Annotated in this window: 16 protein-coding genes and 1 tRNA gene; 6 read left to right on the top strand and 11 right to left on the bottom strand. The window is 72.0% G+C overall.

The genetic code is table 11. From position 1 onward, the window contains the following. Window positions 1-167: 167 nt before the first annotated feature. Complete coding sequence (locus AB0J55_RS25670) at window positions 168-569, top strand: globin (protein WP_364253296.1); 402 nt, start codon at window positions 168-170, stop codon at window positions 567-569. Next, window positions 566-2,116: a glycoside hydrolase family 13 protein gene (locus AB0J55_RS25665; protein WP_364253294.1), complete on the top strand. Its 1,551-nt coding sequence runs from the start codon at window positions 566-568 to the stop codon at window positions 2,114-2,116. The genes AB0J55_RS25670 and AB0J55_RS25665 overlap by 4 nt, the downstream gene beginning before the upstream one ends. 138 nt (window positions 2,117-2,254) lie before the next feature. Here AB0J55_RS25665 and AB0J55_RS25660 read toward each other — a convergent pair whose 3' ends face one another. The 7 genes from AB0J55_RS25660 to AB0J55_RS25630 all read right to left on the bottom strand — a co-directional run bounded on the left by AB0J55_RS25660 (window position 2,255) and on the right by AB0J55_RS25630 (window position 16,058). After that, complete coding sequence (locus tag AB0J55_RS25660; RefSeq protein WP_364253291.1) at window positions 2,255-2,512, bottom strand: hypothetical protein; 258 nt, start codon at window positions 2,510-2,512, stop codon at window positions 2,255-2,257. A 52-nt stretch (window positions 2,513-2,564) separates the two neighbouring features. Then, window positions 2,565-3,200: a hypothetical protein gene (locus AB0J55_RS25655; protein ID WP_364253288.1), complete on the bottom strand. Its 636-nt coding sequence runs from the start codon at window positions 3,198-3,200 to the stop codon at window positions 2,565-2,567. After that, window positions 3,193-3,612, bottom strand: a complete 420-nt coding sequence (locus tag AB0J55_RS25650; protein WP_364253286.1) for an acyl-CoA thioesterase — start codon at window positions 3,610-3,612, stop codon at window positions 3,193-3,195. Before AB0J55_RS25650 ends, AB0J55_RS25655 begins: the two co-directional genes overlap by 8 nt. Then, entirely contained in the window at window positions 3,609-8,603 is a 4,995-nt protein-coding gene (locus AB0J55_RS25645; RefSeq protein ID WP_364253283.1) for an NAD-glutamate dehydrogenase, read from the bottom strand. Before AB0J55_RS25645 ends, AB0J55_RS25650 begins: the two co-directional genes overlap by 4 nt. Before the next feature lie 839 nt (window positions 8,604-9,442). Continuing rightward, a complete protein-coding gene (locus AB0J55_RS25640) occupies window positions 9,443-12,139 on the bottom strand; it encodes a hypothetical protein (protein WP_364253280.1) in 2,697 nt (898 codons plus the stop codon). 97 nt (window positions 12,140-12,236) lie between these two features. Next, window positions 12,237-13,913 (bottom strand): energy-dependent translational throttle protein EttA, encoded by a 1,677-nt coding sequence (gene ettA, locus AB0J55_RS25635; RefSeq protein ID WP_364253277.1) that lies wholly within the window; start codon window positions 13,911-13,913, stop codon window positions 12,237-12,239. 117 nt (window positions 13,914-14,030) lie between these two features. Then, complete coding sequence (locus tag AB0J55_RS25630) at window positions 14,031-16,058, bottom strand: cytochrome c oxidase assembly protein (RefSeq protein WP_364253274.1); 2,028 nt, start codon at window positions 16,056-16,058, stop codon at window positions 14,031-14,033. 56 nt (window positions 16,059-16,114) lie between these two features. Here AB0J55_RS25630 and AB0J55_RS25625 point away from each other — a divergent pair, with 56 nt between their 5' ends. Then, on the top strand, window positions 16,115-16,753 hold the full coding sequence (locus AB0J55_RS25625) for a phosphoglycerate mutase family protein (RefSeq protein WP_364253271.1): 639 nt from the start codon (window positions 16,115-16,117) through the stop codon (window positions 16,751-16,753). On the opposite strand, the gene AB0J55_RS25620 is transcribed toward AB0J55_RS25625, so the two are convergent. Both AB0J55_RS25620 and AB0J55_RS25615 read right to left on the bottom strand, forming a co-directional pair. Then, the gene (locus AB0J55_RS25620) at window positions 16,727-17,905 is read right to left on the bottom strand and encodes an ATP-binding protein (protein ID WP_364253822.1); all 1,179 of its coding nucleotides are present in this window, start codon (window positions 17,903-17,905) and stop codon (window positions 16,727-16,729) included. The genes AB0J55_RS25625 and AB0J55_RS25620 overlap by 27 nt on opposite strands. Before the next feature lie 184 nt (window positions 17,906-18,089). After that, window positions 18,090-19,271: an MFS transporter gene (locus AB0J55_RS25615; protein WP_364253269.1), complete on the bottom strand. Its 1,182-nt coding sequence runs from the start codon at window positions 19,269-19,271 to the stop codon at window positions 18,090-18,092. A gap of 52 nt (window positions 19,272-19,323) precedes the next feature. On the opposite strand from AB0J55_RS25615, the gene AB0J55_RS25610 reads away from it, so the two are divergent. The 3 genes from AB0J55_RS25610 (at window position 19,324) to AB0J55_RS25600 (ending at window position 22,025) form a co-directional block, all read left to right on the top strand. Beyond that, a complete protein-coding gene (locus AB0J55_RS25610) occupies window positions 19,324-20,439 on the top strand; it encodes a LacI family DNA-binding transcriptional regulator (protein WP_364253266.1) in 1,116 nt (371 codons plus the stop codon). A gap of 176 nt (window positions 20,440-20,615) precedes the next feature. After that, window positions 20,616-20,990 (top strand): peptidase inhibitor family I36 protein, encoded by a 375-nt coding sequence (locus AB0J55_RS25605; protein WP_364253263.1) that lies wholly within the window; start codon window positions 20,616-20,618, stop codon window positions 20,988-20,990. A gap of 958 nt (window positions 20,991-21,948) precedes the next feature. Next, a tRNA-Arg gene (locus tag AB0J55_RS25600) sits at window positions 21,949-22,025 on the top strand. 1,334 nt (window positions 22,026-23,359) lie between these two features. Here the strand turns inward: AB0J55_RS25600 and AB0J55_RS25595 are convergent. Both AB0J55_RS25595 and AB0J55_RS25590 read right to left on the bottom strand, forming a co-directional pair. Further along, window positions 23,360-24,382, bottom strand: coding sequence for an SDR family NAD(P)-dependent oxidoreductase (locus AB0J55_RS25595; protein ID WP_364253260.1), 1,023 nt, complete (start codon window positions 24,380-24,382; stop codon window positions 23,360-23,362). A 67-nt stretch (window positions 24,383-24,449) separates the two neighbouring features. Continuing rightward, on the bottom strand, window positions 24,450-25,631 hold the full coding sequence (locus tag AB0J55_RS25590) for an acyl-CoA dehydrogenase family protein (protein WP_364253819.1): 1,182 nt from the start codon (window positions 25,629-25,631) through the stop codon (window positions 24,450-24,452). Window positions 25,632-25,802 lie beyond the last annotated feature (171 nt).

Below are 25,802 nucleotides of genomic sequence, written 5' to 3'. Positions count from 1 at the left end.
GCCTCGCTGAACTGCCAGACGTCGCCGGCTTCGCCGCACTCGTGCAGTGGCCGAGGTCGGTCGTCACGATCGGAGACCGTAGCCGGGCGCGGTTACGCTGGGAAACGGATTTGCGACCATCCGGCATCACCGGACCGGGCGTCGGGAACCCGGGAACGAAGGGCAAAATGGAAGGCGTGGCTGCAGTGAGCGAACCGGCGAACCTCTACGAAGCGATCGGCGGCGAGCCGGCGTTCCGCCGGATCGTCGGGCGGTTCTACGAGGAGGTCGCGCGCGACGAGGTCCTGCGCCCCCTCTACCCCGAGGAGGACCTCGGCCCCGCCGAGGAGCGCTTCCGGCTGTTCCTGATCCAGTACTGGGGCGGCCCGCACACCTACTCCGACCAGCGCGGGCACCCGCGGCTGCGGATGCGGCACGCGCCGTTCAAGATCGGGCCGATCGAGCGGGACGCCTGGCTGCGCTGCATCCGGATCGCCGTCGACGAGGAGAACCTGGACGAGCCGTACCGCGGGCAGCTCTGGGCCTACCTGGAGATGGCTGCGCACAGCATGATGAACAGCTTCGTATGAGAGAGCCAGCCTGGTGGCGCGATGCCGTCTTCTACCAGGTCTACGTGCGCTCGTTCGCCGACTCGGACGGTGACGGCGTCGGGGACCTGGAAGGCATCCACTCCCGGCTCGGCTACCTGGAGCTGCTGGGCGTCGACGCACTGTGGCTGACGCCGTTCTACCGCTCCCCGATGGCCGACCACGGCTACGACATCGCCGACCCGCGCGACGTCGACCCGATGTTCGGCACCCTCGGCGACTTCGACGTGCTGCTCACCGAGGCGCACAAGCGGAACATCAAGGTCACCGTGGACGTGGTCCCGAACCACACCAGCAACCAGCACGCCTGGTTCAAGTCGGCGATGGCCGCCGCGCCGGGCAGCCCGGAGCGCGACCGCTACATCTTCCGCGACGGAGTCGGCCCGACGGGCGAGGACCCGCCGAACAACTGGGTCAGCGCCTTCGGCGGCCCGGCCTGGACCCGGGTACCGGACGGGCAGTGGTACCTGCACCTGTTCGCGCCGCAGCAGCCGGACCTCAACTGGGCCAACCCCGAGGTCGCCGCCGACCTCGAACGCACCCTGCGGTTCTGGCTCGAACGCGGCGTCGACGGCTTCCGCATCGACGTCGCGCACGGCATGGCCAAACCGCCCGGCCTGCCGGACATGGACCCGCGCGCGAACGGGATCGGGCCGAACCACTACTACGACCCGCGCTGGGACCACGACGGCGTCCACGAGATCCACCAGATGATCCGCAAGGTGCTCGACGAGTTCCCGGACGCGATGGCGGTCGGCGAGATCTGGGTGACCGACGAGGAGCGGCTGTCGCGCTACCTGCGGCCCGGCGAGCTGCACCTGGCGTTCAACTTCCGGCTCGTGCTCACGCACTTCGACGCCGACGCCATGCGCACGGCCATCGAGCGTTCGCTGGCGGTCCCGGCCCGCACGGGCGCCCCGGCGACCTGGACGCTGGGCAACCACGACGTCTGGCGCCAGGTCAGCCGCTACGGCGGCGGTGACACCGGCGTGCGGCGCGCGCGGGCGATGGCCTTGGTCGAGCTGGCCCTGCCGGGCGCGATCTACCTATACAACGGCGAAGAGCTGGGGCTGGCGAACGTTTCGCTGTCGCCGTCGGAGATGGCCGATCCGCGGGCCAAGACCAGCGGGGCGGAGTTCGGCCGGGACGTTTCGCGGGTCCCGCTGCCGTGGGAGGGCGACCTGCCGCCGTTCGGTTTCTCGCGCAACCCGCGCACGTGGCTGCCGATGCCGGCTTCGTGGGCGGGGTTGACGGTGGAGAAGCAGATCGAGGACGCGGACTCGACGCTTTCGCTGTACCGGCAGGCGATCGAGCTCCGGAAGACGCATCCGGCGTTCGCCGGCGACGAGCTGGAGTGGTACGGCGCCCCGGCCGGCTGTTTCGCGTTCCGGCGGCGCGGGGGTGGGCTGGTGTGCGCGCTGAACACCTCGGCGTCGCCGATCGCGCTGCCGCCCGGTGAGGTGCTGTTGTCGAGCAGCCCGCTGGTCGAGGGGAAGCTGCCCGCGGACTCGGCCGCCTGGCTGGTTTGAGGCCGCTTCCACACCCCACGCCGGATGTGGACAACTTCGGCTGAACGCCTCTTCGGGCGGCTCTTTCGTCGGTAGCCGCCGATACGCTGGAAGCGGGGGCAGCCCCCAGGGAGGGCGGGCCGTGCCCGGCTCGGGATTTCAGCCGGACTGGTCGCCCGAACCGGAACCGTCGTCGAAGGCGCCGCTGGCCAGCCAGGCCACCAGCGCCGCGGCCTGGAGGTAGGGCGCCGCCTGGGCAGCCGCCCGGCCCGCCGCACGCGTGCGGCCCCACCTCTCAGGTCTTTCGGCGCGCTCCGGCGCCCGCTCGCCCGCCGGACGGTCCGTCCGCCACGGCGTTTCCTCGTCGGCGCGCACGTCGTCGAGGAAGTCCGCGGTCGGGTCTTCGTCCGGGCTCATGACTCCAGACTGCCACCGATGGGCGGCACCGGTGGCCGTCGTAAGGAATCCGTCAGAACAGCAGCGGCAGCAGCGCGTGCCGGCGCCGCACGATCGCGCCGTACCGCGCGTCCAGGCGCAGCCACGAGTCCGTCGCCGACACACGGACGACGTCCCCTTCCACGTCCGAGTCCACGAAACCCATGCCGGACATCGCGAACAGGCACCGCATCTGCACCTTGACCTCGACCGAGCCGCCGGTCACCGTCAGCACCGCCTGGTCCATCAGCGACGCCGGCGGCGTGCCGTGCGGGCCGGCGTTGTCCCTGGCCAGCGTCACGCCGCGGTCCGCCAGCTCGGACACCACCCGCGCGGGCAGCTCGTCGACCAGCGGCCAGCGGCCGGACGGCGGCAGTTCGCCGTGCCAGAGCAGGTCGCGGGCCGGGCCCGGGTCCATCCGGGGCGCGCCCGCCACGGTCAGCGCCGCGAGCAGCTCGTTGCCCGACACCGTGACGTCGCCGGGGGTGACGTCACCGGCCACCGCCCGGGTGGCCAGGCACTCGAACGGCGTCGACGTCCAGGCCTCGACCACGCCGTCGCCGCGCTGCCGCAGCCGGACGGCCGTCTGGCCGTCCAGCCGGACCGCGCGGGCGACGAACGCGCCGAGGGTCTCCCGGTCGGCCGCGTCCGGCACGAACAACTCAGGCATCCGCGAACCCCTGCTTCAGAAACTCCGATTCGGCCGGGGTGAGCCTACGCGGCCGCAGCTCGACCGTGTCGTACGGCGCCAGCACCGTCTCCGCCGTCACCGCCACCGGGTCGTCCGGGGACGGCCCGCCGCGCACGCGGTAGGCCAGCGTGAAGCTCGCCGCGCGCAGTTGCGTGAGGTCGATCTCGACCCGCAGCTGCTGCCCGGACACCACGATCGGCGCCTTGTAGGCCACCTCGAGGCGCACCACGACGATGCCCTTGGGCAGCTGGTCGAGCCCGGCCTCGACGGCCGCTTCGAACAGCAGCGGGATTCGGGCCTCTTCGAGCAGCGTCACCAGCTTCGCGTGGTTGATGTGGCCGTAGACGTCCATGTCCGTCCAGCGCGGGCGGACGTGCGAAACATAGGTCACCGGACCGTGCTCCGGATCTGGCGGGCCGCCACCGACAACGTCGCCAGGTCGAGCCGGCCGGACTTGGTGATCTCGTCGAGCGCGACGCGGGCCCGCTGCAGCCGGGACGCGTTCGTCTTTTCCCACTGGGCGATCTTGGCGTCCCCGGACGATCCGGGATCGCTGTGCCGCAGCGCGTCCAGGGTGATGGCCCGCAGCGAGCCGTAGACGTCGTCGCGCAGCGAAAGCCGGGCGAGGGCGTGCCAGCGGTTGCCGCGTTCGAGCTTGCTGATCTCGGTGAGCATCTGGTCGATGTCCAGGTGCGCCGAGAGCGCGTAGTACAGCTCCGCCGTCTCCGCCGGGCTGTGCGTGGCGTCCACGCCGATCTGCTGCTCGGCGAGCTCGGCCACCTCGGTGACGTCGAGCAGGCCGTAGGTGTGCAGCAGCAGCGAGACCCGGCGGGCCAGCTCGGCCGGCACGCCGGCGCCGATCAGCTCGTCGGCGTGCGCCTGCACCGACTCGGCTTCGCGGCCGCGGAGCAGGTCGCCGATCTTCGGGACCAGTTCGTTCAGCACCCGGCCGAAGCGCTTGATCTCCGACAGCGGCGCCAGCGGCTGCGGCCGGTTGGTGAGGAACCAGCGCGCGGCCCGGTCGAGCAGCCGCCGCGTCTCCAGCACCATCGCGTCGGCGACGTCGGTGTGCACGACGTTGTCGAGCGCGTCGATCTCCTTCCACAGCGCGGGGAGGTCGAACACGCGTGTCACCACGGCGTACGCGCGCACCGCGTCCGTGGCGGTCGCGTTCATCTCCTCCATCAGCCGGTAGACGAACGAGATGCCGCCGCCGTCGACGACTTCGTTGGCGATCATCGTGGTGATGATCTGGCGGCGCAGCGGGTGCTCCCCGATCGCGTCGGCGAACCGTTCGCGCAGCGGCTTCGGGAAGTACTCGGGCAGCCGCCCGGCGAACACCTGCGAGTCGGGCAGGTCGCTGGCCAGCAGCTCGTCCTTGAGCTCCAGCTTGACGTGGGCCAGCAGGGTCGCCAGCTCCGGCGAGGTCAGGCCCTTGCCCGCCTTCTCCAGCTCGCGGAACTCCGAATTGCTCGGCAGCGCTTCGAGCTTGCGGTCGAAGGCGCCCGCCGACACCAGCGCCTGGACCTGCCGCGCGTGCACCGAGAGCATCGGTGCGGCGTGCGCCCGGCTGACGCCGAGCACGGCGTTTTGCCGGTAGTTGTCCTTGAGCACCAGCGCCCCGACCTCGTCGGTCATCTCGCCCAGGAGCTCGTTGCGCTGTTCGCGCTCCAGCTTGCCGGTCTGGACCAGGTGGTCGAGCAGGATCTTGATGTTGACCTCGTGGTCGGAGCAGTCGACGCCGGCCGAGTTGTCGAGCGCGTCGGTGTTGATCTTGCCGCCGTTGCGCGCGAACTCGATCCGGCCCAGCTGGGTGAGGCCGAGGTTGCCGCCCTCGCCGAACACCTTGACGCGCAGCTGCTTGCCGTCGACGCGGATGGCGTCGTTGGCCTTGTCGCCGGCCGCCGCGTGGCTTTCGGTCTCCGCCTTGACGTAGGTGCCGATGCCGCCGTTCCACAGCAGCTCGACCGGCGCCAGCAGGATCGCCTGGATGAGGTCCATCGGCGCCAGCGCGGTGACGCTGTCCTCGAGGCCGAGCGCGGCACGGACCTGCGGGCTGATCGGGATCGACTTCGCCGTGCGCGGGTAGATCCCGCCGCCTTCGCTGATCAGCGAACGGTCGTAGTCGTCCCAGGAGCTGCGCGGCAGGTCGAACAGTCGGCGGCGCTCGGCGAACGACGTCGCCGCGTCCGGGTCCGGGTCCAGGAACACGTGCATGTGGTTGAACGCCGCGACCAGGCGGATGTGCTCGGACAGCAGCATGCCGTTGCCGAAGACGTCGCCCATCATGTCGCCGATGCCGACGACGGTGAAGTCCTCGGTCTGGGTGTCCTTGCCCAGCTCGCGGAAGTGCCGCTTGACGCTTTCCCAGGCCCCCTTCGCCGTGATGCCCATGGCCTTGTGGTCGTAGCCGACCGAGCCGCCGGAGGCGAACGCGTCGCCGAGCCAGAAGCCGTACTGCGCCGAGACCTCGTTCGCGATGTCGGAGAACTTCGCCGTGCCCTTGTCGGCCGCGACGACCAGGTAGGAGTCGTCGGCGTCGTGCCGGACCACGCCGGGCGCGGGCACGGTCTTGCCCTCGATCCGGTTGTCGGTCAGGTCGAGCAGGCCGGAGATGAACATGCGGTAGCAGGCGATGCCCTCGTTGAGCTGGGCGTCGCGATCGATGCTCGCGTCACCGCTCGGCGCCGGCGGGCGCTTGACGACGAAGCCGCCCTTCGCGCCGACCGGCACGATCACCGCGTTCTTCACCGCCTGCGCCTTGACCAGGCCGAGGATCTCGGTGCGGAAGTCCTCCCGCCGGTCCGACCAGCGCAGGCCACCGCGCGCGACCTCGCCGAAGCGCAGGTGCACGCCCTCGACGCGCGGCGAGTACACGAAGATCTCGAACTTGGGCCGCGGCTCGGGCAGGTCGGGCACGCCGGCCGGGTCGAGCTTGATGGCCAGGAACGTCCGCGGCCGCCCGTCGGTGCCCATGACGTGGTAGTTCGTCCGCAGGGTGGCGAGGATGACGGCCATCAGCCGGCGCAGGATCCGGTCCTCGTCGAGGCTGGTGACCTCGTCGATCATCGCGTTCAGCTCGCCGGCCAGCGCCTCCGTGGCGGCCTCGCGGTCGGCGTCGGCGAGCTTCGGGTCGAACCGGGCCTCGAACAGCCGCAGCAGCTTGGTGGCGACCGGGGTGTGGTTCAGCAGCGTGTTCTGGATGTAGTCCTGGGAGAACGCGCTGCCGGCCTGACGCAGGTAGCGTGAGTACGCGCGCAGCACGGCGGCCTGGCGCCAGGTGAGCCCGGCGCGCAGGACGAGCCCGTTGAGGCCGTCGACCTCGGCGTCACCGCGCCAGGCGGCCTCGAAGGCGTCCTGGAACCGGCCGCGCAGCTCCTCGACGGCGTGCTCGTCGGACTCGTCGAGCATCTTCTGGTCGACGCGCAGGCCGAAGTCGTAGATCCAGCACGCGCCGCCGTCCTCGCGGTGCAGCTCGTACGGCCGTTCGTCGACCACCTCGACGCCCATGGCCTGCAGCACCGGCAGCACCTTCGACAGCGTGACGCCTTCGCCGCGCAGGTAGAGCTTGAAGCGCCGCTCCCCCGGGCCGGCGTCGGCGGGCCGGTAGAACGACAGCGCGAGGTCGCCTTCGTCGGTGAGCGAGTCCAGCGAGCGAAGGTCGCTGAGGGCTTCTTCGGCGGTGAAGTCCTCCTTGTAGCCCTCGGGGAACACCATCGCGAAGCGCTGGCCCTGCTCGGTGGCCGACTCCTCGCCGACGATCCCGACGGCGACGCCGCCGTCGGCGCGCTCGCGGCGTTCGTCGAGAACCGCCTCGACCATCCGGTCGTCCCAGGTGCGGACGGCGTCGTTCAGCCGGTCCTGGATCTTGAGCGTGTCCGGGTCGAGGCGGCGGGCCGGGTCGGTGTGCACGACGAAGTGGACCTGCGCCAGGACGGTCTCGCCGATCCGCGCGCTGTACTCGAGCTGGGTGCCTTCGAGCTCTTCGAGCAGGACTTCCTGCATCGCCAGCCGCGAGCGCGTCGTGTAGCGGTCGCGCGGGAGGTAGACCAGGCAGGAGTAGAAGCGGCCGTATGGGTCACGGCGCAGGAACAGCCGCAGCCGGCGGCGGTCGGCGAGGGTGATCGCGCCGGTCGTCGTCGAGTACAGCGAGTCGGTGTCGGCGGAGAAGAGGTCGGCGCGCGGCCAGTTCTGCAGGATTTCGAGCATCCGCTGGCCGGAGAACGACTCGATCGGGAAGCCGGCGCGGTGGATGACCTCGCGGACCCGCTTGCAGACGACCGGGATGTCGAGGACGTTCTCGTGCAGCGCGGTGGTGGTGAACATGCCGAGGAAGCGGTGTTCGCCGGTGACGTTGCCCTCGGCGTCGAAGGTCTTGACGCCGACGTAGTACGGGTAGACCGGCCGGTGCACGGTCGAGGGCGCGCTGGCCTGGGTCAGCACCAGCAGCGACGGCGCGAGGGCGGACGTGGCGGTGTCCGGGCCGGCGGTGAGGCCGCGGGCGGCGAGGCTGTCCTGGCGCAGCACGCCGAGGCCGGAGGCGAGGACGGCGCGCAGGGCCGGCGCGGTGTGCTCTTCGGTGTCCGGGTGCGGGTTGTCGATCAGTTCGTAGCGGCGGTAGCCGAGGAAGGTGAAGTGGCCGTCGGCCAGCCAGCGCAGCAGGCGGGCGCCCTCGGCGACCTCCTCCTCCGGCAGCCGCGGCGGGTCCGTCTCGAGTTCGCTCGCGAGCTGGCAGGCCGTCTGGGCCATCTTCTCGGCGTCCTCGACGACCTCGCGGACGTCACCCAGCACGCTGGAGAGCCGGTTGTCGAGCTCGCGGGCGCGGTTGCGGTCGGTGACGAAGTCGATCTCGATGTACATCCACGACTCGGCGGCCGAGTTCGCGGGCGGCTCGGCCGGGTCGGCATCGGTGTGGACCTCGAGGAGCTCGCCGGTGAGGTCCCGGCTGACCACCACGATCGGGTGAACGATCCGCTGCACCTGGACACCGTCGCGCGCGAACTCCGCGGCGATCGAGTCGACGAGGTACGGCATGTCATCGGTGACGACCTGCACGACGGTGGCTTCCCGCGCCCAGCCGTCTTCGGCGACGGTGGGGTTCAGCAGCCGCACGGCGGGGCGGCCGGGCATCCGCGACTTGGCCAGCTGCAGGTGCGACCGGACGGCACCGACCAGGTTGACGGGCTCGTCGCCGACGATCTCTTCGGGCGGGATGTGCCGGTAGTAGAGCCGGATGAGCTCACCGATCTCCGGCGCCAGCCCGGCGGCGGCGTCGATCAGGTCGTCCCTGATCTGCTCCGGGCTGGCCGGGGAGCGCTGGCCGAATTCGGGTTCGGCGTCGGCTCCGGTTCCGGGTAGGGACGAGACTCCGGTCGAGCTCATTTGAGGCAACTCTCCAGTTTGCGTGAGGTGGCACCGCGCCGGTTCGGCGTTGAGCCGGCGCACCCCACACTAATGCGCCGCGATCCCGGATCACATGAAGACCCGGGGGTTCCCGGGGGCCCGAAAACCCTTCCGGGGCAGCGAAATCGCGTGATCGGTCAAGCTACTGACGGGTTGTCTCCGAGGCCGCTGCGCGGCGCTGACCAGCCGTGCTCGGGGAGCGTTACCGGACGTGGAGGCCAACGTGATCGGTTCAGTTGATCGGGCGCGTTGCCGTTGGGCGAACGCTGTCGGCCGGTCGGCGACGCCGGGGTGCGACGGATCCCACGGAGTTGGCCGGGCGGCAGGTCGGCGACGAATCGGGGTGTCTCGGCGACCGGACCCCGGTGCGGGTGAACTGTCCGCAGGGTCAACGGCGACGGCGAAACTGTCGGTGGTGGCCGGTAGTGTGGAAAACGGGGGGCGCCCCCGGCGGCTGGGGTTTCGCACCGGCCGCCCGCCGTCAGCGGGTCGGCGCGCGCCGATCAGTCGAGCGCGGGAACCCGGCCACCTTGGCGCCCGAGCCGAACCACCATCCACCGCCGCGAGGGGCGGCCGCCGACGTCAGTCGCGGGAACCGTGGCCGCGGGTTCCGGCACCTCGGCGCCGTGGCAGTTGCGAGAGCCGACCGCCCACGTCAGTCACGGGAACCGCGGCCACGGGTGGTCCAGCACCTCGGCGCCGTGGCCATTGCCAGAGCCGACCGCCCACGTCAGCCACGGGAACCGCGGCCGCGGGTTCCGGCACCCGGGCGCCCGAGCCGAACCACCATCCACCGCCGCGAGAGGCAGCCGCCGGCGTCAGTCGCGGGAACCGTGGCCGCGGGTGTCCGGCACCTCGGCGCCGTGGCCGTTGCGGCCGTGGCCGTTGCGGCGGCTCGTGTCCTGCGAACCCAGCTGCTTGACCAGCGCGGCCGCGCTGGCCGTGCCCGCCTGGTGCTCGGCCAGTGCGCGGGCGAGCAGATCCGCGAGCCCGGCGTCCGGGGGCGGCTCGTCCTCAGCGATCGCGCGGGCGTAGCTCTCCGGGAACGGGGCCGTCGCCGGCGTCCAGTGGCCGAAGTCCTCCATCGGCTCCAGGGACGGTGGCATCCGCAGCCGCGGCAGCCAGGGCTCGGCTTCGTCGCGGTAGTCCGGCACCGAGGGCGGTTCGTCCTCCGGTCGCGGCGGCGGCGCCAGCTCGGCGGGGCGCGCCGGTTCCTCCGTGCGGGGGCTGTCGGCGTCTTCGGCCCGGCGGCGGCCGCCCGCACCCCCGGCGGCGGAGATGCCCAGCCGGTCGAGCACCGACCGCGCGGCGACCGACCCGTGTTCGGCATCGTGCCGCGTGGACGGCTGCGGTTCGCGCGGCCGTTCGTACGATTCCCGCTCGGCGGCGGGCGCGGGCGCGAGCGGCAGGGCCGGCGTGACCCGCGTGGGCGCCGACTCCCGCTCGGCGGCGGTCTCCCGCAGCCGCGCCTCGGCCAGGGCGGCCCAGGAAAACTTGGTCTTGCCGCTGTCGGCACTCGGCGCCGGCTGTGTCTCGGCCACGTCGGACCGGTAGCCGGGCTCGTCGGCCTGCCGCTCGGCGGGCTCGGCCCGGTGATCGGGTTCCCGCACCGACGGCGACTCGGCGGACTCGATCCGGTACTCCGGTTCTCGCGCCCCACGCAACTCAGCAGGCTCGGCCCGGAACTCCGGTTCTCGCGCCCCACGCAACTCAGCAGGCTCAGCCCGGAGCTCTGGCTCCCGCGACCCGGCCCGGAACTCCGGCTCCCGAACCGCACGCCCCTCGGCGGACTCAATCCGGTGCTCCGCCTCGCGCGCTCCACGCACCTCAGCAGCCCCAGCCCGAAAGTCCGGCTCTCGGGCCCCACGCACCTCAGCGGACTCGGCCCGATATCCCGGCTCCCGCGGCTCGGCCCCAACCCGAAAGTCCGGCTCCCGCGCCCCGCGCACCTCAGCGGACTCGGCCCGATATCCCGCCTCGCGCGAGTCAGCGGCCCCAGCCCGAAACTCCGGCGCCCCACGAACCTCAGCAGCCCCGGCCCGGAACTCCGGCTCCCGCGACCCGGCACCCTCGGACCGCACCTCCACCGCAGGCCGCAGCTCAGCCGGCCGCGGCTCGGCGACCCCACGGCCCGGTCTCGCCTCAGCAGCCTCCCGGCCCTCCGGCCGCCGCTCCACCACCGCCGGTTCGGGCCGGACCCGGGCCGCCGGCGGCGGGGCGTCGTCGCGGATCGCCGGCATCAACGTCGTCTCGGTCACGTCCGCCGGCACTCGCGGCCGTTCGAACGACCACGCCGGCTGCCGCGGCGCTTCCTCCCCGCGGCCGAACGACCACGCCGGGGCCGGCTCGGGCTGCGGGACCGGCACCGAAACCGCCGCGGGCGCCGCCGGGACCGGCCGTGACGGCACCGCCTTCAGCACCTCGTCCAGATCGACCGACGCCGGTTCCCCGGTCCCGAACTCGCCGGCCAGCACGCTGCACGCCTGCCGCTTCGCGCGGGCGTGCAACTGCTCCGCCGCGCGTGAGCGGTACAGGCACGCGATGGCCTCCTCCGCCTGGCCGAACCGCTCTTCCAGCTGGGCCAGCTCCAGCCACAGCCGCGCGGTGACCGACGGCAGCCCGTGCCGGCCGGTGCTCGCCACCGCTTCGCGGACCAGCTCGGTCGCCGCCTCGCCCGCGCCCGCCGGCAGGTGGACCCGGGTGGCGACGGCCAGCCGGAGCCACCCCATCGGCGCCACACCCGCCGCCCGGACCGGCTCGGCCAGTACCGGCTCGGCGATCTCGTACGCCATTTCCGTGTCACCGCGGTCCAGCAGCGTGCTCACCAGCAGCAGCACCAGCCGGATGCGGACCAGGCCGCCGTCGTCGGCCGGGTTGTCCAGCTTCTCCAGGAACCCCAGTCCCGTCCGGGCCGCGTCGGCCGCCGCCGTCAGGTCGCCGTGGCGGCGCCGGTGGGCCGCCGTGCCGACGCGCAGCAGCGCCCGCACCAGCAGCTGGGTGTCCGCACCCAGCGAGTCGTCGCCGACGACGAGCTTGTCCGCCTCGACGAGCACCCGGTCCAGCTCCGACTTGCGCCCCAGCTGGCCCAGGCAGCCCACCAGGTGGCACAGCGCGGCCGCGCGGTGCACCGGCGACACCACCGGATCGGTCAGCACCGGCCGCAGCGCGGCGAGTCCGGTCAGCGGCACGCCGAGGCTGCGGGCGCACACCGCGAGATCGATGCGCAGCCGCGCGGCAATGTCGCCGTAGCCGGCGTGTTCGGCCGCGCGCAGAGCCGCGACCGCGCGACCGACTGTGCCCGGCCGGTCACCGAGCCGGACGCGCGAAGACACGACCAGGCTCTCGGCCCGGATCCACTGCTCGTCGGCACCGGCCGCCTCGGACAACGCGGCTGCGCGCTCACCCAGGACCAACGCGAGCTCGGGCGCCCGCAGGTGCAGGGCGTCCGCCCGCTCGATCAACCGGCCGACTGCGGAAAGGGTTCCCCCGGCATTGGCGGAGCGCCCGCCCTCCATTCGGCCCGCCGACGCACGTCCTCCCGCGGAGGCGGCGGTCGACGGAGCCGGGCCCGTCCAATGCGGTTTGCTGGCTTCCACGGGGAAACCCGCCCCCTCAGTCGCGGGTCAGCTTGCGATGGGTGACACGGTGCGGGCGGGCAGCCTCGGCGCCCATCCGCTCCACCTTGTTCTTCTCGTACCCTTCGAAGTTGCCCTCGAACCAGAACCACTTGGCCGGATCTTCGTCCGTGCCCTCCCAGGCCAGGATGTGCGTCGCGACCCGGTCGAGGAACCACCGGTCGTGCGAAATCACCACGGCGCAGCCGGGGAACTGCTCCAGCGCGTTCTCCAGCGAGCCCAGCGTCTCGACGTCCAGGTCGTTGGTCGGCTCGTCGAGCAGGATCAGGTTCCCGCCCTGCTTGAGCGTCAGCGCCAGGTTGAGCCGGTTGCGCTCACCACCGGAGAGCACACCCGCCGGCTTCTGCTGGTCCGGGCCCTTGAAGCCGAACGCGCTGACGTACGCGCGCGACGGCATTTCGGTCTGCCCGACGTGGATGTAGTCGAGCTTGTCCGAGACGACTTCCCAGACCGTCTTGTCCGGGTCGATCCCGGCCCGCGACTGGTCCACATAGGACAGTTTGACCGTCTCGCCGATCTTGACCACGCCGTCGTCGGCCTTCTCGAGCCCGACGATGGTCTTGAACAGCGTGGTCTTGCCGACGCCGTTCGGGCCGATCACGCCGACGATGCCGTTGCGGGGCAGATCGAACGACAGGCCGTCGATGAGGACCCGGTCGTCGAAGCCCTTCTTGAGCTTCTCGACCTCGACCACGACGTTGCCCAGCCGCGGGCCCGGCGGGATCTGGATCTCCTCGAAGTCGAGCTTGCGGTGCTTGTCCGCCTCCGCCGCCATCTCCTCGTAGCGGTCGAGGCGCGAGCGGGACTTCGTCTGGCGCGCCTTGGCGTTGGACCGCACCCACTCGAGCTCGGACTTCAGCCGCTTGGCGAGCTTCGCGTCCTTCTTGCCCTGGACCTCGAGGCGCTCGCGCTTCTTCTCCAGGTACGTCGAGTAGTTGCCCTCGTAGCCGACGACGCGGCCGCGGTCCAGCTCCATGATCCACTGGGCCACGTTGTCGAGGAAGTACCGGTCGTGGGTGACGGCGAGGACAGCGCCGGCGTAGCGGGCCAGGAACTGCTCCAGCCACAGGACACTCTCGGCGTCCAGGTGGTTGGTGGGCTCGTCGAGCAGCAGCAGGTCGGGCGCCGACAGCAGGAGCTTGCACAGCGCGACCCGGCGGCGCTCACCACCGGAGAGGTGGGTGACGCCCTCGTCCGGCGGCGGGCAGCGCAGCGCGTCCATGGCCTGCTCGACGGTCGAGTCGAGCTCCCAGGCGTCGGCGTGGTCCAGCTCCTCCTGGAGCTTGCCCATCTCCTCGAGCAGCTCTTCGCTGTAGTCGGTCTCCATCAGCTTGAGGACCTCGTTGTAGCGGTCCAGCTTGACCTTGACCTCGCCGAGGCCCTCCTCGACGTTCTGCCGGACCGTCTTCTCCTCGTTGAGCTCCGGCTCCTGCATGAGGATGCCGACCGAGGCGCCGGGCTGGAGGAACGCTTCGCCGTTGCTGGCCTGCTCGATCCCCGCCATGATCTTGAGAACGGTGGACTTACCGGCACCGTTCGGCCCGACCACGCCGATCTTGGCGCCGGGGTAGAACGCGGTGCTGACGTCGTCGAGGATGACCTTGTCCCCGACGGTCTTGCGCACCTTCTTCATGGTGTAGATGAACTCGGCCATACCCACGATCGTAGAGCGCACGTGATCGCGGCCTGACGCCGGTCACCACCGGACTACCGAAAGTCAGCCCGGGATCACCGGAAGCGCAGTTTTCGGCGTCCCGGCGAGCCCTCAACCTCAACTGGAACCCGAGGGTCGGTTGCCCTCGGCGAGGTTCTTCAGCATCGCGTTGTAGGCGTTCAGCTCTTCGTCGCCGGTGGCCGCTTCGCGCCGGTCACGCCGCTTCGCCTCGCGCTCGTCCTGACGTGACCACTGCACGAGCAGCGCGACCAGGACCAGCAGCACCGGGACCTCGCCGGCGGCCCAGGCGATACCGCCGCCGAGCCGCTGGTCGGTGAGCAGGTCGGGGACCCACGGCAGGTGCAGCTGGCTGTAGAACGCCTGCCCGATGACCGTCTGCTTGCTCATCAGGATCACGCCGAAGAACGCGTGGAACGGCATCGCGGCGAACATCATCCCGAGCCGGCCGAGGTACGGGATCCGCCGCGGCGACGGGTCCACGCCGATCACCGGCCAGTAGAAGACGTACCCGGCGAGCAGGAAGTGGCCGTTCATCGCCAGGTGCGCCCAGTGGTAGTTCAGCGCGGTGTCGAACAGGCCGGAGAAGTACAGCGCGTAGAACGACCCGACGAACAGCAGCAGCGCGACGACGGGGTGGGTCAGGAACCGCGACACCGGGGAGTGCACGAAGGCGACGAGCCACTCGCGCGGTCCGGGCGGGGCGTCCTTGCCCGCGGCCGGCAGCGCGCGCAGCGCCAGCGTCACCGGCCCGCCGAGGACGAACAGCACCGGCGCCACCATCGACAGCAGCATGTGGTTGCCCATGTGGACGCTGAACATCGCGGGCGCGTACCGGCCGATCCCGGACGACGTCGCGATCAGCAGCACCACGCAGCCGGCGATCCAGACGACCGTGCGGCCCACCGGCCAGCTGTCGCCCCGCTGCAGCAGCCGCCGCACCCCGGCGAGGTACAGGCCGCCGAGCACCAGCGCCAGGGTGCCGTAGACCAGGTCGAAGCGGGTGTCGAAGAGCAGCCGCAACGCCGTCGGCGCGCCGTCGAGGTCGTAGCCGATCAGCAGCTCGGTGGTCGACGGCTGGGTGATCGCGTCCGCCGGTGGCGGCGTCCTGGCCAGCCCGGAGGCGATGCCGATGGTGACGAACATGATCAGGATCTCGACCGCGGCCAGCCGCAGCAGCTGGGCGCCGCCCTTGCCGTCCACGAGGTTCGCGACGCCCTTTTCGCGCTGCTGGTGACCGAACACCCCGAGCAGCAGCAGCGCGACCGTCTTGGCCACGACGAGCAGGCCGTAGTCGGTGGTGAACAGGTCGTTCAGGCCGATCCGGACCAGCGCGTTGACCGCGCCGGAGAGCGCCATCACGATCCAGCAGACCAGCGCCAGCCGCGAGAACCGCTGCGCGGCCAGGCTCAGGTGGGTCCCGCGGCGGTAGCCCAGGGCCAGCAGCGCGACCAGCCCGCCGACCCAGAGCGCGGCGGCGACCAGGTGGAACAGGAGGCTGTTGGTGGCGACGTCGTGCGAGCCGCCGCTGGCCGAGTGCCCGGTGACCGCGACCGGGACCAGCCCGACGACGGCCATGAAGAACAGCACCGCCGTCCAGCCCCAGGACAGCGCGAGCCGGCAGCCGAGCGCGACGAGGATCGCGATCAGCGCCGTCCACAGCCACGCTTTCGGCTGTTCGATGGCGCCGACGAGGTCGAGCAGCGTCTGCGGGTCCAGGACGTCGCCGAACGGCTTCCCGGCCGTGTCGGCGGCGGTGAAGGCGACCGAAAGCAGGGCCGCGCCGAACCACACCCAGGCGGCGACGCCTGCCGCACGCAGTGCCCCGTAGCCGTCGGGCCCGAGCGTCCCGGACTTCTGCGGCGGCACCAGGAAGGCGGCCAGCAGCAGCGACCCGACGCAGATCACCGACGCGGCTTCGGACAGCACGCGCATGACGGTGATGCCGTACTTGGTGACCAGCCCCGGATCGGGCAGCCCGGCGATGGCGTAGCCGGCTCCGCCGGTGAGCGCGATCAGGCCGATCGCGACCACGGCGGCCAGCAGCACCCCGACCGAGAGCAGGGGCAGCACGCTCGCCCGGCGCTGCGTGGGGACCTCGGGTTTCGTCACGGGCTCGCTGGACACGCCCCTGAGGGTATGCCCCGCCCCCGTCAGGCCCGCGTGACGGGCAGGATGGCGCCGTGAAGCTGATCCTGCTGCGGCACGCCGAGTCGCTCGGCAACGTCGACGAACTCGCCTACACGCGGATCCCCGACCACGCGCTGCCGCTGACGGACAAGGGACGGCAGGAGGCCGCGGCGGTGGCGCCGGAGATCCGGCGGTTACTCGACGGCGAGCGGCCCGCGGTGTACGTCAGCCCGTACCTGCGCACGCGGGAGACGTTGCGGCTGCTGGACATCCGGGCTTCGTGCGAGCGGCTGGTCCAGGAGCCGCGGCTGCGCGAGCAGGACTGGGGCAACCTGCAGGACCCGGCCGACCAGGAGGTCCAGAAGGCGCGGCGCAACGAGTTCGGGCACTTCTTCTACCGGCTGCCCTTCGGCGAGTCGGGCGCGGACGTCGACGACCGCGTCGCGGCGTTCCTGTCGGACCTGCGGCAGCGCGACGAAACTCACCCGGACACCGTGCTGATCGTCTCGCACGGGCTCACGCTGCGGCTGCTGTGCCGCCGGCTCTTCGGCTGGAGCATCGAGCTGTTCGAGTCCCTGTCCAACCCGGCGACCTGCGAACACCGCGTCCTCACCGAATCCGCCGGCAAGTGGACGCTGGACCGCCCGTTCGCCCAGTGGCGCGAGTCACCCGACGGGGAAACGCAGCTCTAACGGCGCGGTCAGCACGACGCGGGTGCCGTGGCCGGGCGCGGAGTCGATGCGCGCGGCGCCGTCGATCTCGGCCAGCCGCGCGTGGATCGAGTTCTCGATGCCGAACCCGGCGCGGCGGGCGCCGAGGTCGAAGCCCGTCCCGTGGTCGCGTACGGAGACCGTGACGGTGCCTTCGCGGGCTTCGAGGCACACCACGGCCTTCGCGGTTCTCGCGTGCTTCAACGTGTTTCGCAGCGCTTCGCGCGTTGCGTCGTGAAGCGCGTTGACGACGGCTTCGGGGACGTCGGTGGGCTTCGCGAGCACGACGAGGTCGACGCGCAGGCCCTCGGCCGTCATCTCGACGGCCAGGGCGCCGAGGCGGTGTTCGAGCCCGCCCGGCTCGGCGGGCGCGTCGCCGTCGAGGCTGAGCCGCAGGCGCAGGGCGTGCGCCCGGGCCGTGCGGCGGACCTGGTCGAGGCTGCCCCGGGGATCGAGGGTGTCCCCGGGCGCCGGCAGCGCGAGGGACTCCATCACCTGCAGGACGGTGTCGTGGACGTCCCGGCGGTGCCGTTCCCGCTCGGCGGCCCGGCCGCGCTGCTCGCCGAGGCCGAGGGCGAACCGCATCGCGCCGGCGACGAGCAGCACGATGGCCAGCGCCGTGACGGCCGCCGCGACCAGGGCGAGCAGGATCCACGTCGCGGGCGCCGAGGTGCCCGACACCGCGGCCATGCCGTACCGCAGGAGCAGCGCACCGGCGATCGCGACCGCCCCGGCCGGCGCCCCGCGCAGCAGGGTCCAGACCATGACGGTGCCCATGATGTTGGGCCAGGCCAAGGTCAGCAGCTCGGGTGACCGGGCCGCGAACGCGGCCGCGGCGAGGCTGGTGATGAGCGTGTACGCGGTGTCGGCGGCCAGCACCGGCCGGATGCCGGTGGCCCGGCGGAAGACCCAGCCCACTTCGAGCAGGTTCGGTACGAGGTAGAGCACGACCGCGAGCCAGAGCACCGGTGCGCTCAGCGGGCCGCCGGACCACACCGCCTGCAGGAACAGCGCTAGCCGGAACGCGACCGGCACCAGCACGAGCCGCGGCACGGCGTCCTGCACGAGCGTATGTCCCGTCCCGCCGAACCGCCCGCTCCGGCCGGCGAGCGCCCCCGCGCCGCCGAGCAGCACAACCCTCACGACGTCCTCCCCGGACCAAGGCCCCTACCTTGATCAGCCGACCTGAAATTGAAACGTCGCCGTATTCATTTCAGTTTACCGACGGGGTTCAGCTTGCCTCGCGCACCGGGAGACTGTCAACGCCCGGGCCGTGGCGGAAACCCGGTTCGCGACACGGATTTCGTGCCCGGAACGGCTACCGGCCGATCATCGCGTCCGCTTCCTCCCGCCGTCGCGACCGCCGGGCGGCCACGGCGGCGGGCAGGATCAGCGCGGCGACGAGCGCGGCGAAGCCGAACGCGACGTCGTAGCCGGCCACCTGGGCGATGCCGCCGACGATCGGCGGGCCGCCGAGGAACCCGGTGTAGGCGATGGCCGTGACGAAGCCGATCTCGCGCTCGCCGCCGGTGCCGTCGCCGCGTTTGCCCGCGTCCCCGGCGAGGCTGAGGGCGAGGGGGAACGACGCCGCGAGACCGGCGCCGGCGATCGCGAAGCCAAGGTAGCCCACGGCAGCGAGCGGGATCGCGGCCGCGGCGAGCAGGCCGGCCGCGGCCAGTGCGGCGCCCGCGGCGAGACAGCGGGTCGGGCCGAACCGGCGTTGCGCCCACGGTCCTCCCAGCCGGGCCAGCGCCATGACCAGCTGGAACCCGGCGAACGCCAGCGCCGCGGCGCCCTGGCCGACGCCGCGTTCGACGGTCATCAGCAGCGCGGACCAGTCCGAGGAAGCGCCCTCGGCGATGGCCGAGCACAGCGCGACCGCGGCGAGCAGCCACAGCACCGGACGGCGGATCGGCGGGCGGCTCGGCGTGACCACGGGTTCCTCGGTGTGTTCCGGGCGGATCCCCGGCACCGCGCGGACGATGAGCAGCAGGACCGCGACGGCGACGACGGCGGCCACGGTGAGGTGGCGCGCCGGGGACCAGCCGTGGCCGGCGGCGAGGCCCGCGGCCAGCGAACCGGCGAGCGCGCCGAAGCTGAACCCCGCGTGGAAGACCGACATGACGGGCCTGCCGAGCCGGCGTTCCACCGCCACCCCGGCGACGTTCATGGCGACGTCGAGCATCCCGACGCTCGCGCCGATCACCAGCAGGGCCCCGGCCAGCAGCGGGACAGTCGGCGCGAAGCCGATCAGCACCAGCGAGACGGCCGCCATCGCGGTGCTGCCCGCGACGACCGCCCGGGCGCCCGCCCGCTCGATCAGCCGCCCGGACACCGAAGCGGCGGCGAGCATCCCGGCGCTCGCGCCGAGCAGCGCCAGGCCGAACACGCCCGGCGAGGCGTGTACCTGCGCGGACAGCGCGGGGGTGCGCGAGGCCCAGGAACCCAGCGCGAGGCCGTTGAGCGCGAACACGGTGAAGACGGCGGTCCGGTCCTGCATGGTTTCCAGCGTGACTGAAGCGCTTCAGAATGTCCACGGCTAGACTGCGCGGATGACCCGGCGCCGCCGTCCCACGCTCGACGACGTCGCCGCCGCTGCCGGGGTCTCGCGAGCCACTGTCTCGAACGCCTACAACCGGCCCGACCAGCTGTCCGCGCGGCTGCGGGACGAGGTGCTGCGGGTGGCGGCGGAGCTGGGCTACGCCGGTCCGGACCCGACCGCGCGCAGCCTCGCGACCAGCCGGACGGGCGCGATCGCCGTCCTGCTCGACACGTCGCTGTCGACGGCGTTTTCCGACCCGGCGTTGTCGCTGACGCTCGACGCGCTGGCGCGGGTGGTCGATCCCCGGGGGCACGCGCTGCTGCTCCTGCCGGGCGGCGCGCAGGGCGGGCCGCCCGCCGAGCGGGTGCTGGCCGCGCAGGCCGACATCGCGGTCGCGTATTCGCTGGCCGACGGCGCCCCGGCGCTGGATTCGGTGCGGACGCGGGGGCTGCCGCTCGTGGTGATCGACCAGCCGCTGGTGCCGGGCGCGGCGCGGATCGGCTGCCAGGACCGGCTCGGCGCGGCGCTGGCCGCCCGCCACCTGCGGGAACTGGGGCACCGGCGGTTCGGGATCTTCGCCGCGCACAGCCACGTGCGGCCGGGTGGAGGCGCGCTGACCGCTGGGGAGGCGGCCGGTGCCGCGTTCCGCGACACGCGGGAGCGGCTGGCCGGGTACCTCGGCGAGCTGGAAGCGTGCGAGGTCGTTTTGCACGAGGCTGCCGGGCTGAGTGCGGAGAGCGCGTTGGACGGCGCGTTTGCGCTGCTCGGGGCGACACCGCGGCCGAGCGCGGTGCTGTGCATGTCCGACCAGCTCGCGCTGGCGGTGCTCGCGGCGGCGCGGCAGCTCGGGATCGCCGTGCCGGGTGAGCTTTCGGTGGCCGGGTTCGACGACAGTCCGCCGGCGTCCTGGTCGTCGCCGCCGTTGACCACGGTTCGGCAGGATCTCGTGGCCAAGGGGCGGATTGCCGGGGAGCTGGTGCTTTCGTTGCTGGACTCGGGGTCGGTCTCGGCTCCGGCTTCGGTCGCGGCTCCGGCTTCGGCTTCGGTCGCGGCTTCGGCTTCGGTCGCGGCTTCGTCTGAGGTGCCGGTTTCGCTGGTGGTTCGCGGCAGCACGGGTCCCGTGTAACACCGTCCCCCCTTTTCCGCAAGCCCCTGATCGCGGACCTGTGGACAACCATTCCCGCACCGGCCGGTTGTCCACAGAATCGAAATTGCGGGCTGACAGATCCCCCACCGCCCGCCAATCTGGAATCACACGTTCACCGCGGCCCGCGAGCCGCGATTCCGGAGGGGAAATCCACCATGTCTGCTCGTCGTCTTCGTTCCCGCCTGCCGCACATCGTGGTCCTGGCCATGATCGGCCTGCTGACCAGCGTCGGAGCCGCTCACGCCGACACCGATCCCGGTTGCCGCAAGGGCGAGTTCTGCGTCTGGCCGTCCGACGGCTACGGCGGGAAAATCCAGCGTTTCGACCTGCGCTCGGCCAATACCGAGGAATGCCTCCCGCTACCGGAAGGATTCGACGGGTCGTCGTTCGCGAATCTGATGACCCGTGACGTCACCGTGTACCAGGACGAGGAATGCTCGACGGAGGGAGATTTCGTCACCTATCCGGGTGGGGGCACTTACGTGCCGGACGCCCCCTTCCTGGTCCGCGGCATCCAGATCTGGGAGTGATCCCATGACCCGGGCCCGCCCGCCGTCCGCTCCAGGGGGAGAGCCGGCTCGCGGCGACGGCCGGGCCCGACCGGGGCCGCTTCCCCGCAGCGGCCCCACCCCGTGGGCGCGCCTCAGCGGCGGGGCGCGCCCACGGGCCCCCACGGCGGCGTTTCACGGCCCCTGTGCAACGCCCCACGCGACGGGTGGCCACCGAGGGGTTCGAGGTCCGCAACCACTTACCGCAGCGGCCCCACCCGCGGGCGCCCCTTAAGCGGAGGGCGCGCGGAGGCGGCCGCCGAGGGGCGCGGGCCTGGGGCTACCTCCCCGCAACAGCCCCACCGTGGGCGCGCCCCAGCGGCGGGGCGCGCCCACGGGCGCCCAAGGCAGCGTTTCGCGGTCCCTGAGCAACGCCCCGCCCGCGGCGTGGCCGCCGAGGGGGGCTGAGGTTCGCGACCGCTTCCCGCAACGACCCACCTGCGGGCGTGCCCACGGGCTTGCCGGGCGGCATTCCGCAGTCCCTGAGCGGCGCCCTGCGCGCGGGGTGGCCGGCGAGCGGGCCCATGGGGCTCAGCAGCCCGCGTATGGCCTCGAAAGACGCCACAGGAGGCTGCAGTGGGTGTTCGCGGACGGGGGCGACCGGAGGAGGGAGGTTCCCGGAATTCGCGCAGGCCCGGCTACGCCCGTTGCGGCGGGCAAGCAGCGGCGCAGGGCGCTGCCTGCCCGGCCGCGGGTCGGGCGAGCAGGGTTCTGGCTGGACCGAGCAAGAGCCTTCTGACCGTCAGATTACAGGTTCCGGCCGCGGGGAGAACCCCGCTCGGTCACGCTCAGCACTTCCCCGGACACAGGAGGAGGACCTGCCCACTTTCGCGAATTACGTCGAACGAGACCTGAAACGATTCGCCGGTGTCGAACGATCGAGTGGATGGCGACGACTAAGCTGCCAGTGCCGGGTCACCGGCAGCGGCCGTCGGCGCGGGCCCTCGTAGCTCAGCTGGATAGAGCAAGAGCCTTCTAATCTCTAGGTCGCAGGTTCGAGTCCTGCCGGGGGCGCCACCAGGGAAGACGCCGTGCGCAGCAGCGCACGGCGCCACCCCGGGCCAGTGATTGGCCCCACATTCACCCCGCAGCCGTGCTCCCACTGTGGACGGTCTGTTCTCTCGCCGCATCCGTGCAAAGGACTCCGGAAGGCGCACCGCGTAAGCACCCAGGTGGCCCAACGGTTCTAGAACGAGTTCTTCCCGAGACAACCTTGTTATCCACCCGATCGAGCGCGCCAGAACCACACGATCGAGTGAACCCCACAGCAGAGGAGCCCAAGATGAACCCCGACCTTCCAGGCGGCCGCCACCGCCGCCGAAGACAGAACACGCTAGCCCGCGCAACGCTCGACGAAGCCCGCCGAGCAGGCCTGGTCCAGCGCCACCTGACGAAGCTCAGATACCTGGCCGACCGCGCCCGCCTCGCCCCGGAACCAGCACCCCGACCCCCAGAGGAGCCACCAGAGCCCCACCCCTCCACATCGGACGCGGCTTGACAGCAGAAGCCCATGCGCGGCTTCGGGGCAGGACGCCCACGCCTACCCCACCACCGGACACGCACGAACCGGGATCCGGCATCCGCTCAAGCCCAACTACAGCGCATCCACCGGAACCTGGAGTCCGGGCTAGCCGGCCACCTTCTCAGCGCATCCCCCGGCTTCCGGAGTTCCGGCGAGCCCGCCACCTCTCACGCATCCACCGAGTTCCGGAGCTCGGGTGAGCCTGCGAGCCACCCGGCCCGGGCGCCGGCCCCCCGAGGCCAGGCACCGAGGAGCCGGCAGGCCACGCACGAACCGGGATCCGGCATCCGCGCCAAGCCACACTGTGCAGCGCATCCACCGGATTCCGGAGCTCGGGTGAGCCTGCGAGCCGCCCGGCCCGGGCACCGGCCCCGGCCCGCATGCCCCAGCGGGCCGGGGCCCGGCGAGCCCCCGAGGCCAGGCATCGAGGGATCGGCCAAGAGGACCGAACCACTGGAGTTCGGCGGCCTTGCCCCAGGCCGGTCGAGGACCGGACCATTGAAGCCGGCGGTCCTGTCCCGATGCCCGGCCGGAGCAACGGTCCGGTGCCTCGGCCGGGCAGGCGAAGCCCACCACAGCACCCGCCGAGCGAACTCCGCGCAACCGCGCTGAATTCGGCCGCCTACCCGCCCCGCAGGCCCGCTCGCGTCCGCAGCACCGGCCGGCTCCCGCCCGTGCCGCCCATCGGCGCCCATCCGTGGCCCGGCCAGCTCGCGTCGGTGCCGCCGGTCGGAGCAACGGCCCGGGTGCGAAGCCGGCCGCAGCCAGCTTCGCCGGCCCTCGGCGCGGTGCAACCCGCCGGGACACCGCTCCGGGCAATGAGATCCGGTCAAGCAGCCCGCAACCCGCCACCCGCAACCGTCCCCGCCGCTCGTGCGGCGAGCAATCCCTCGCCATGCAGCCAGCGGATCGTGTCCGCCAACGTCTCGCTCAACGTCCTGCTCGGCCGGCCACTCGCCTCCACCCGGGCGTCACACGCGCACGTATAGATCGCCCCGTACTCCGCCGGGATGTGCCATGGCCACGCACGCTGTACCCACCCCGTCAAAACCCCCAACGGCAACATCGCCCGGGCCGGGAAGTACACCGCCGGCAATGCCCGGCCCGTCACCTCCCGCAGCGTCGCCACGAACTCGCGCGTACTCACGTACCTCCCCGGCGGGAAATGGCGGTTTCCCGCCGGGCCCGTTCCCGTGATCAACGCCGCGTGGAGGGCCGCCGTGTCGCGGATGTCGCCCATCGGGAGGCCTCCGGTCGGCCATACCGGCATCAACCCTCGCAACGTGTTGCGGAGCCTTGTCACCTGGTCGCCCAGCTTCGGGTCGTGGGGGCCCAGCAACGCCGGTGGGTACGTGATCGTCACCGGGGCACCCGCCGCCTGGTGGGCGCGGGCCACCGTCTCCGCCTCCGCCTTGGCTGCCAGGTACCTCTCGCGGGGGCGGCCCACCGGGGACTCCGGGACCAACCGGCCCGCGGACGGCAGCAGCGCTCCGAAGCTCGACACGTACACGATCCGGCCCGTTCCCGCCCTGCGGGCCGCCTCCAAGACCCGCACCGTGCCGGCCACGTTCGTGCGGGACAGCTCCCCATGACTCCTGCTGTCGAACGAATACACCGAGGCCGCGTGGAGAAGCGCGTCCGCTCCTCGCAGCAGGCGGTTCACTCCGAACCGGTCCAGCACGTTGCCCGTGACCACGTCCACCGCCGCCGGGTCCACGCCGAGCGGCTGCAGCGCACGCTCCACTGTGGACTCGTTGCGGACGAGGAGGCGGACCCGGTGGCCCGCCTTCACCAGCGCCGCCGTCGAGTGGGCTCCCACGTAGCCCGTTCCGCCCGTGATGCTGACCAACATCGGACCTCCGGATGACGAACGGGGCCGCCGCCCGCGGGTGCGGGTGGCGGCCCCGGCTCGATCGGACCTAGATGTACAGCGTGTTCGGCTCGAGACCGCACAGCACGCGGCCGTACAGCTCGAAGTTCGTGTTCGGGTGCATCAGCGCGTGCTGGTTGACCGTCAGGATGTCACGGTTGATGCGCTGGATCGGGATTCCCTTGTAGATGGACGTTCCGCCGCTCGCGTTGGCGAGGATGCCGATCGCCTCCTTCGACAGCTGGATCACGCTGCCGACGTCGGCGCGGGTGCGGGCGCGCTCCTCGAGCTTCCACTCCGTGCCCTCTTCGCACTTGCGGTCCACCAGGTTGCCCGCACGCCACGCGTGGAACGCCGCCTGGTCCGTCTTCAGCGCCGCTTCGGCCACCTGGAAGTGGGTGATCGGGGCGTCGCGCTGGCTGTCGTAGTTGGTGTACGTGATCTTGCGGTCCGGGAGGCGGTCGAGGAACACGTCCATCGCTCCGCGGGCCATGCCGACGATCGCGCCCGTCGAGGACGCCGCCGCCACCGGCATCAGGGGGGCTCGGTAAATCGGGGAGTTCGCGTTGCGCTTGGACGCGCTCTGGCCGGACAGCACCACCGGGAGCGGCAGCACCCGCTCCTGCGGGACGAACAGGTCCTTCGCGAACGTGCTGATGCTGCCGGTGCCGCGCAGGCCCGACGTGTCCCAGTCGTCCATCACCAGCAGGTCCGACAACGGCACCAGAGCCATCACCGGGTACGGCTCGCCGTCCGGCGGGACCAGGATCGCGATGATCTCCTGCCACTGCGCGTGGTGGGCGCCGCTGATGAACCCCCACTTGCCGTTGACCGTGATGCCGCCGTCGACCGGGGTCGCCATCGCCGACGGGCTCAGCGTGCCGCAGATGCGGGTGTCCGGGGTGGCGAACACCTCTTCCTGGACCTCGTCCGGGAACTGGCACGCCATCCAGGTCGGGATCCAGTACACCGAAGCCACCCAGGCCGTGGAGGGGCAGCCGCGGCCCAGCTCGGTCGCGACCTCCGTCAGCGTGGTCGTGTCGGCCTCGTAGCCGCCGAAGTGCTTGGGGCGCCGCAACTTGAAGACGCCGGCGTCGGCCAGTGCCTCGATGGTCTCTTCGGGCAGCCGGCGGTTTTCCTCGGCCCACAGCGACTGCTTGCGCAGGGACGGGATCAGCTCCGACACCTTGCGCACGATTTCCTCGCGCGTGGGGATCGTCGTGGCCAAGATATCCTCCAAGGGGAACGGACGAAAAGCGCGAGGTGTCCACGGGCATTCCGGGTTCGAGACTGCCCCCGGCGGGCCGCGTCGCGCATCTCCTGGTTTGCGGCCGGCTCCCGCCGCTCCCCCGGGGACGCAACCACCGCATTCCCAAGGATGTCAGCCCGCGAACACCGGTGT

Source organism: Amycolatopsis sp. NPDC049688 (assembly GCF_040674975.1).
Classification (GTDB): Bacteria; Actinomycetota; Actinomycetes; order Mycobacteriales; family Pseudonocardiaceae; genus Amycolatopsis.
The sequence above is the reverse complement of the archived record's forward strand: the minus strand, read 5'-3'. Positions and strand labels throughout refer to the sequence as shown.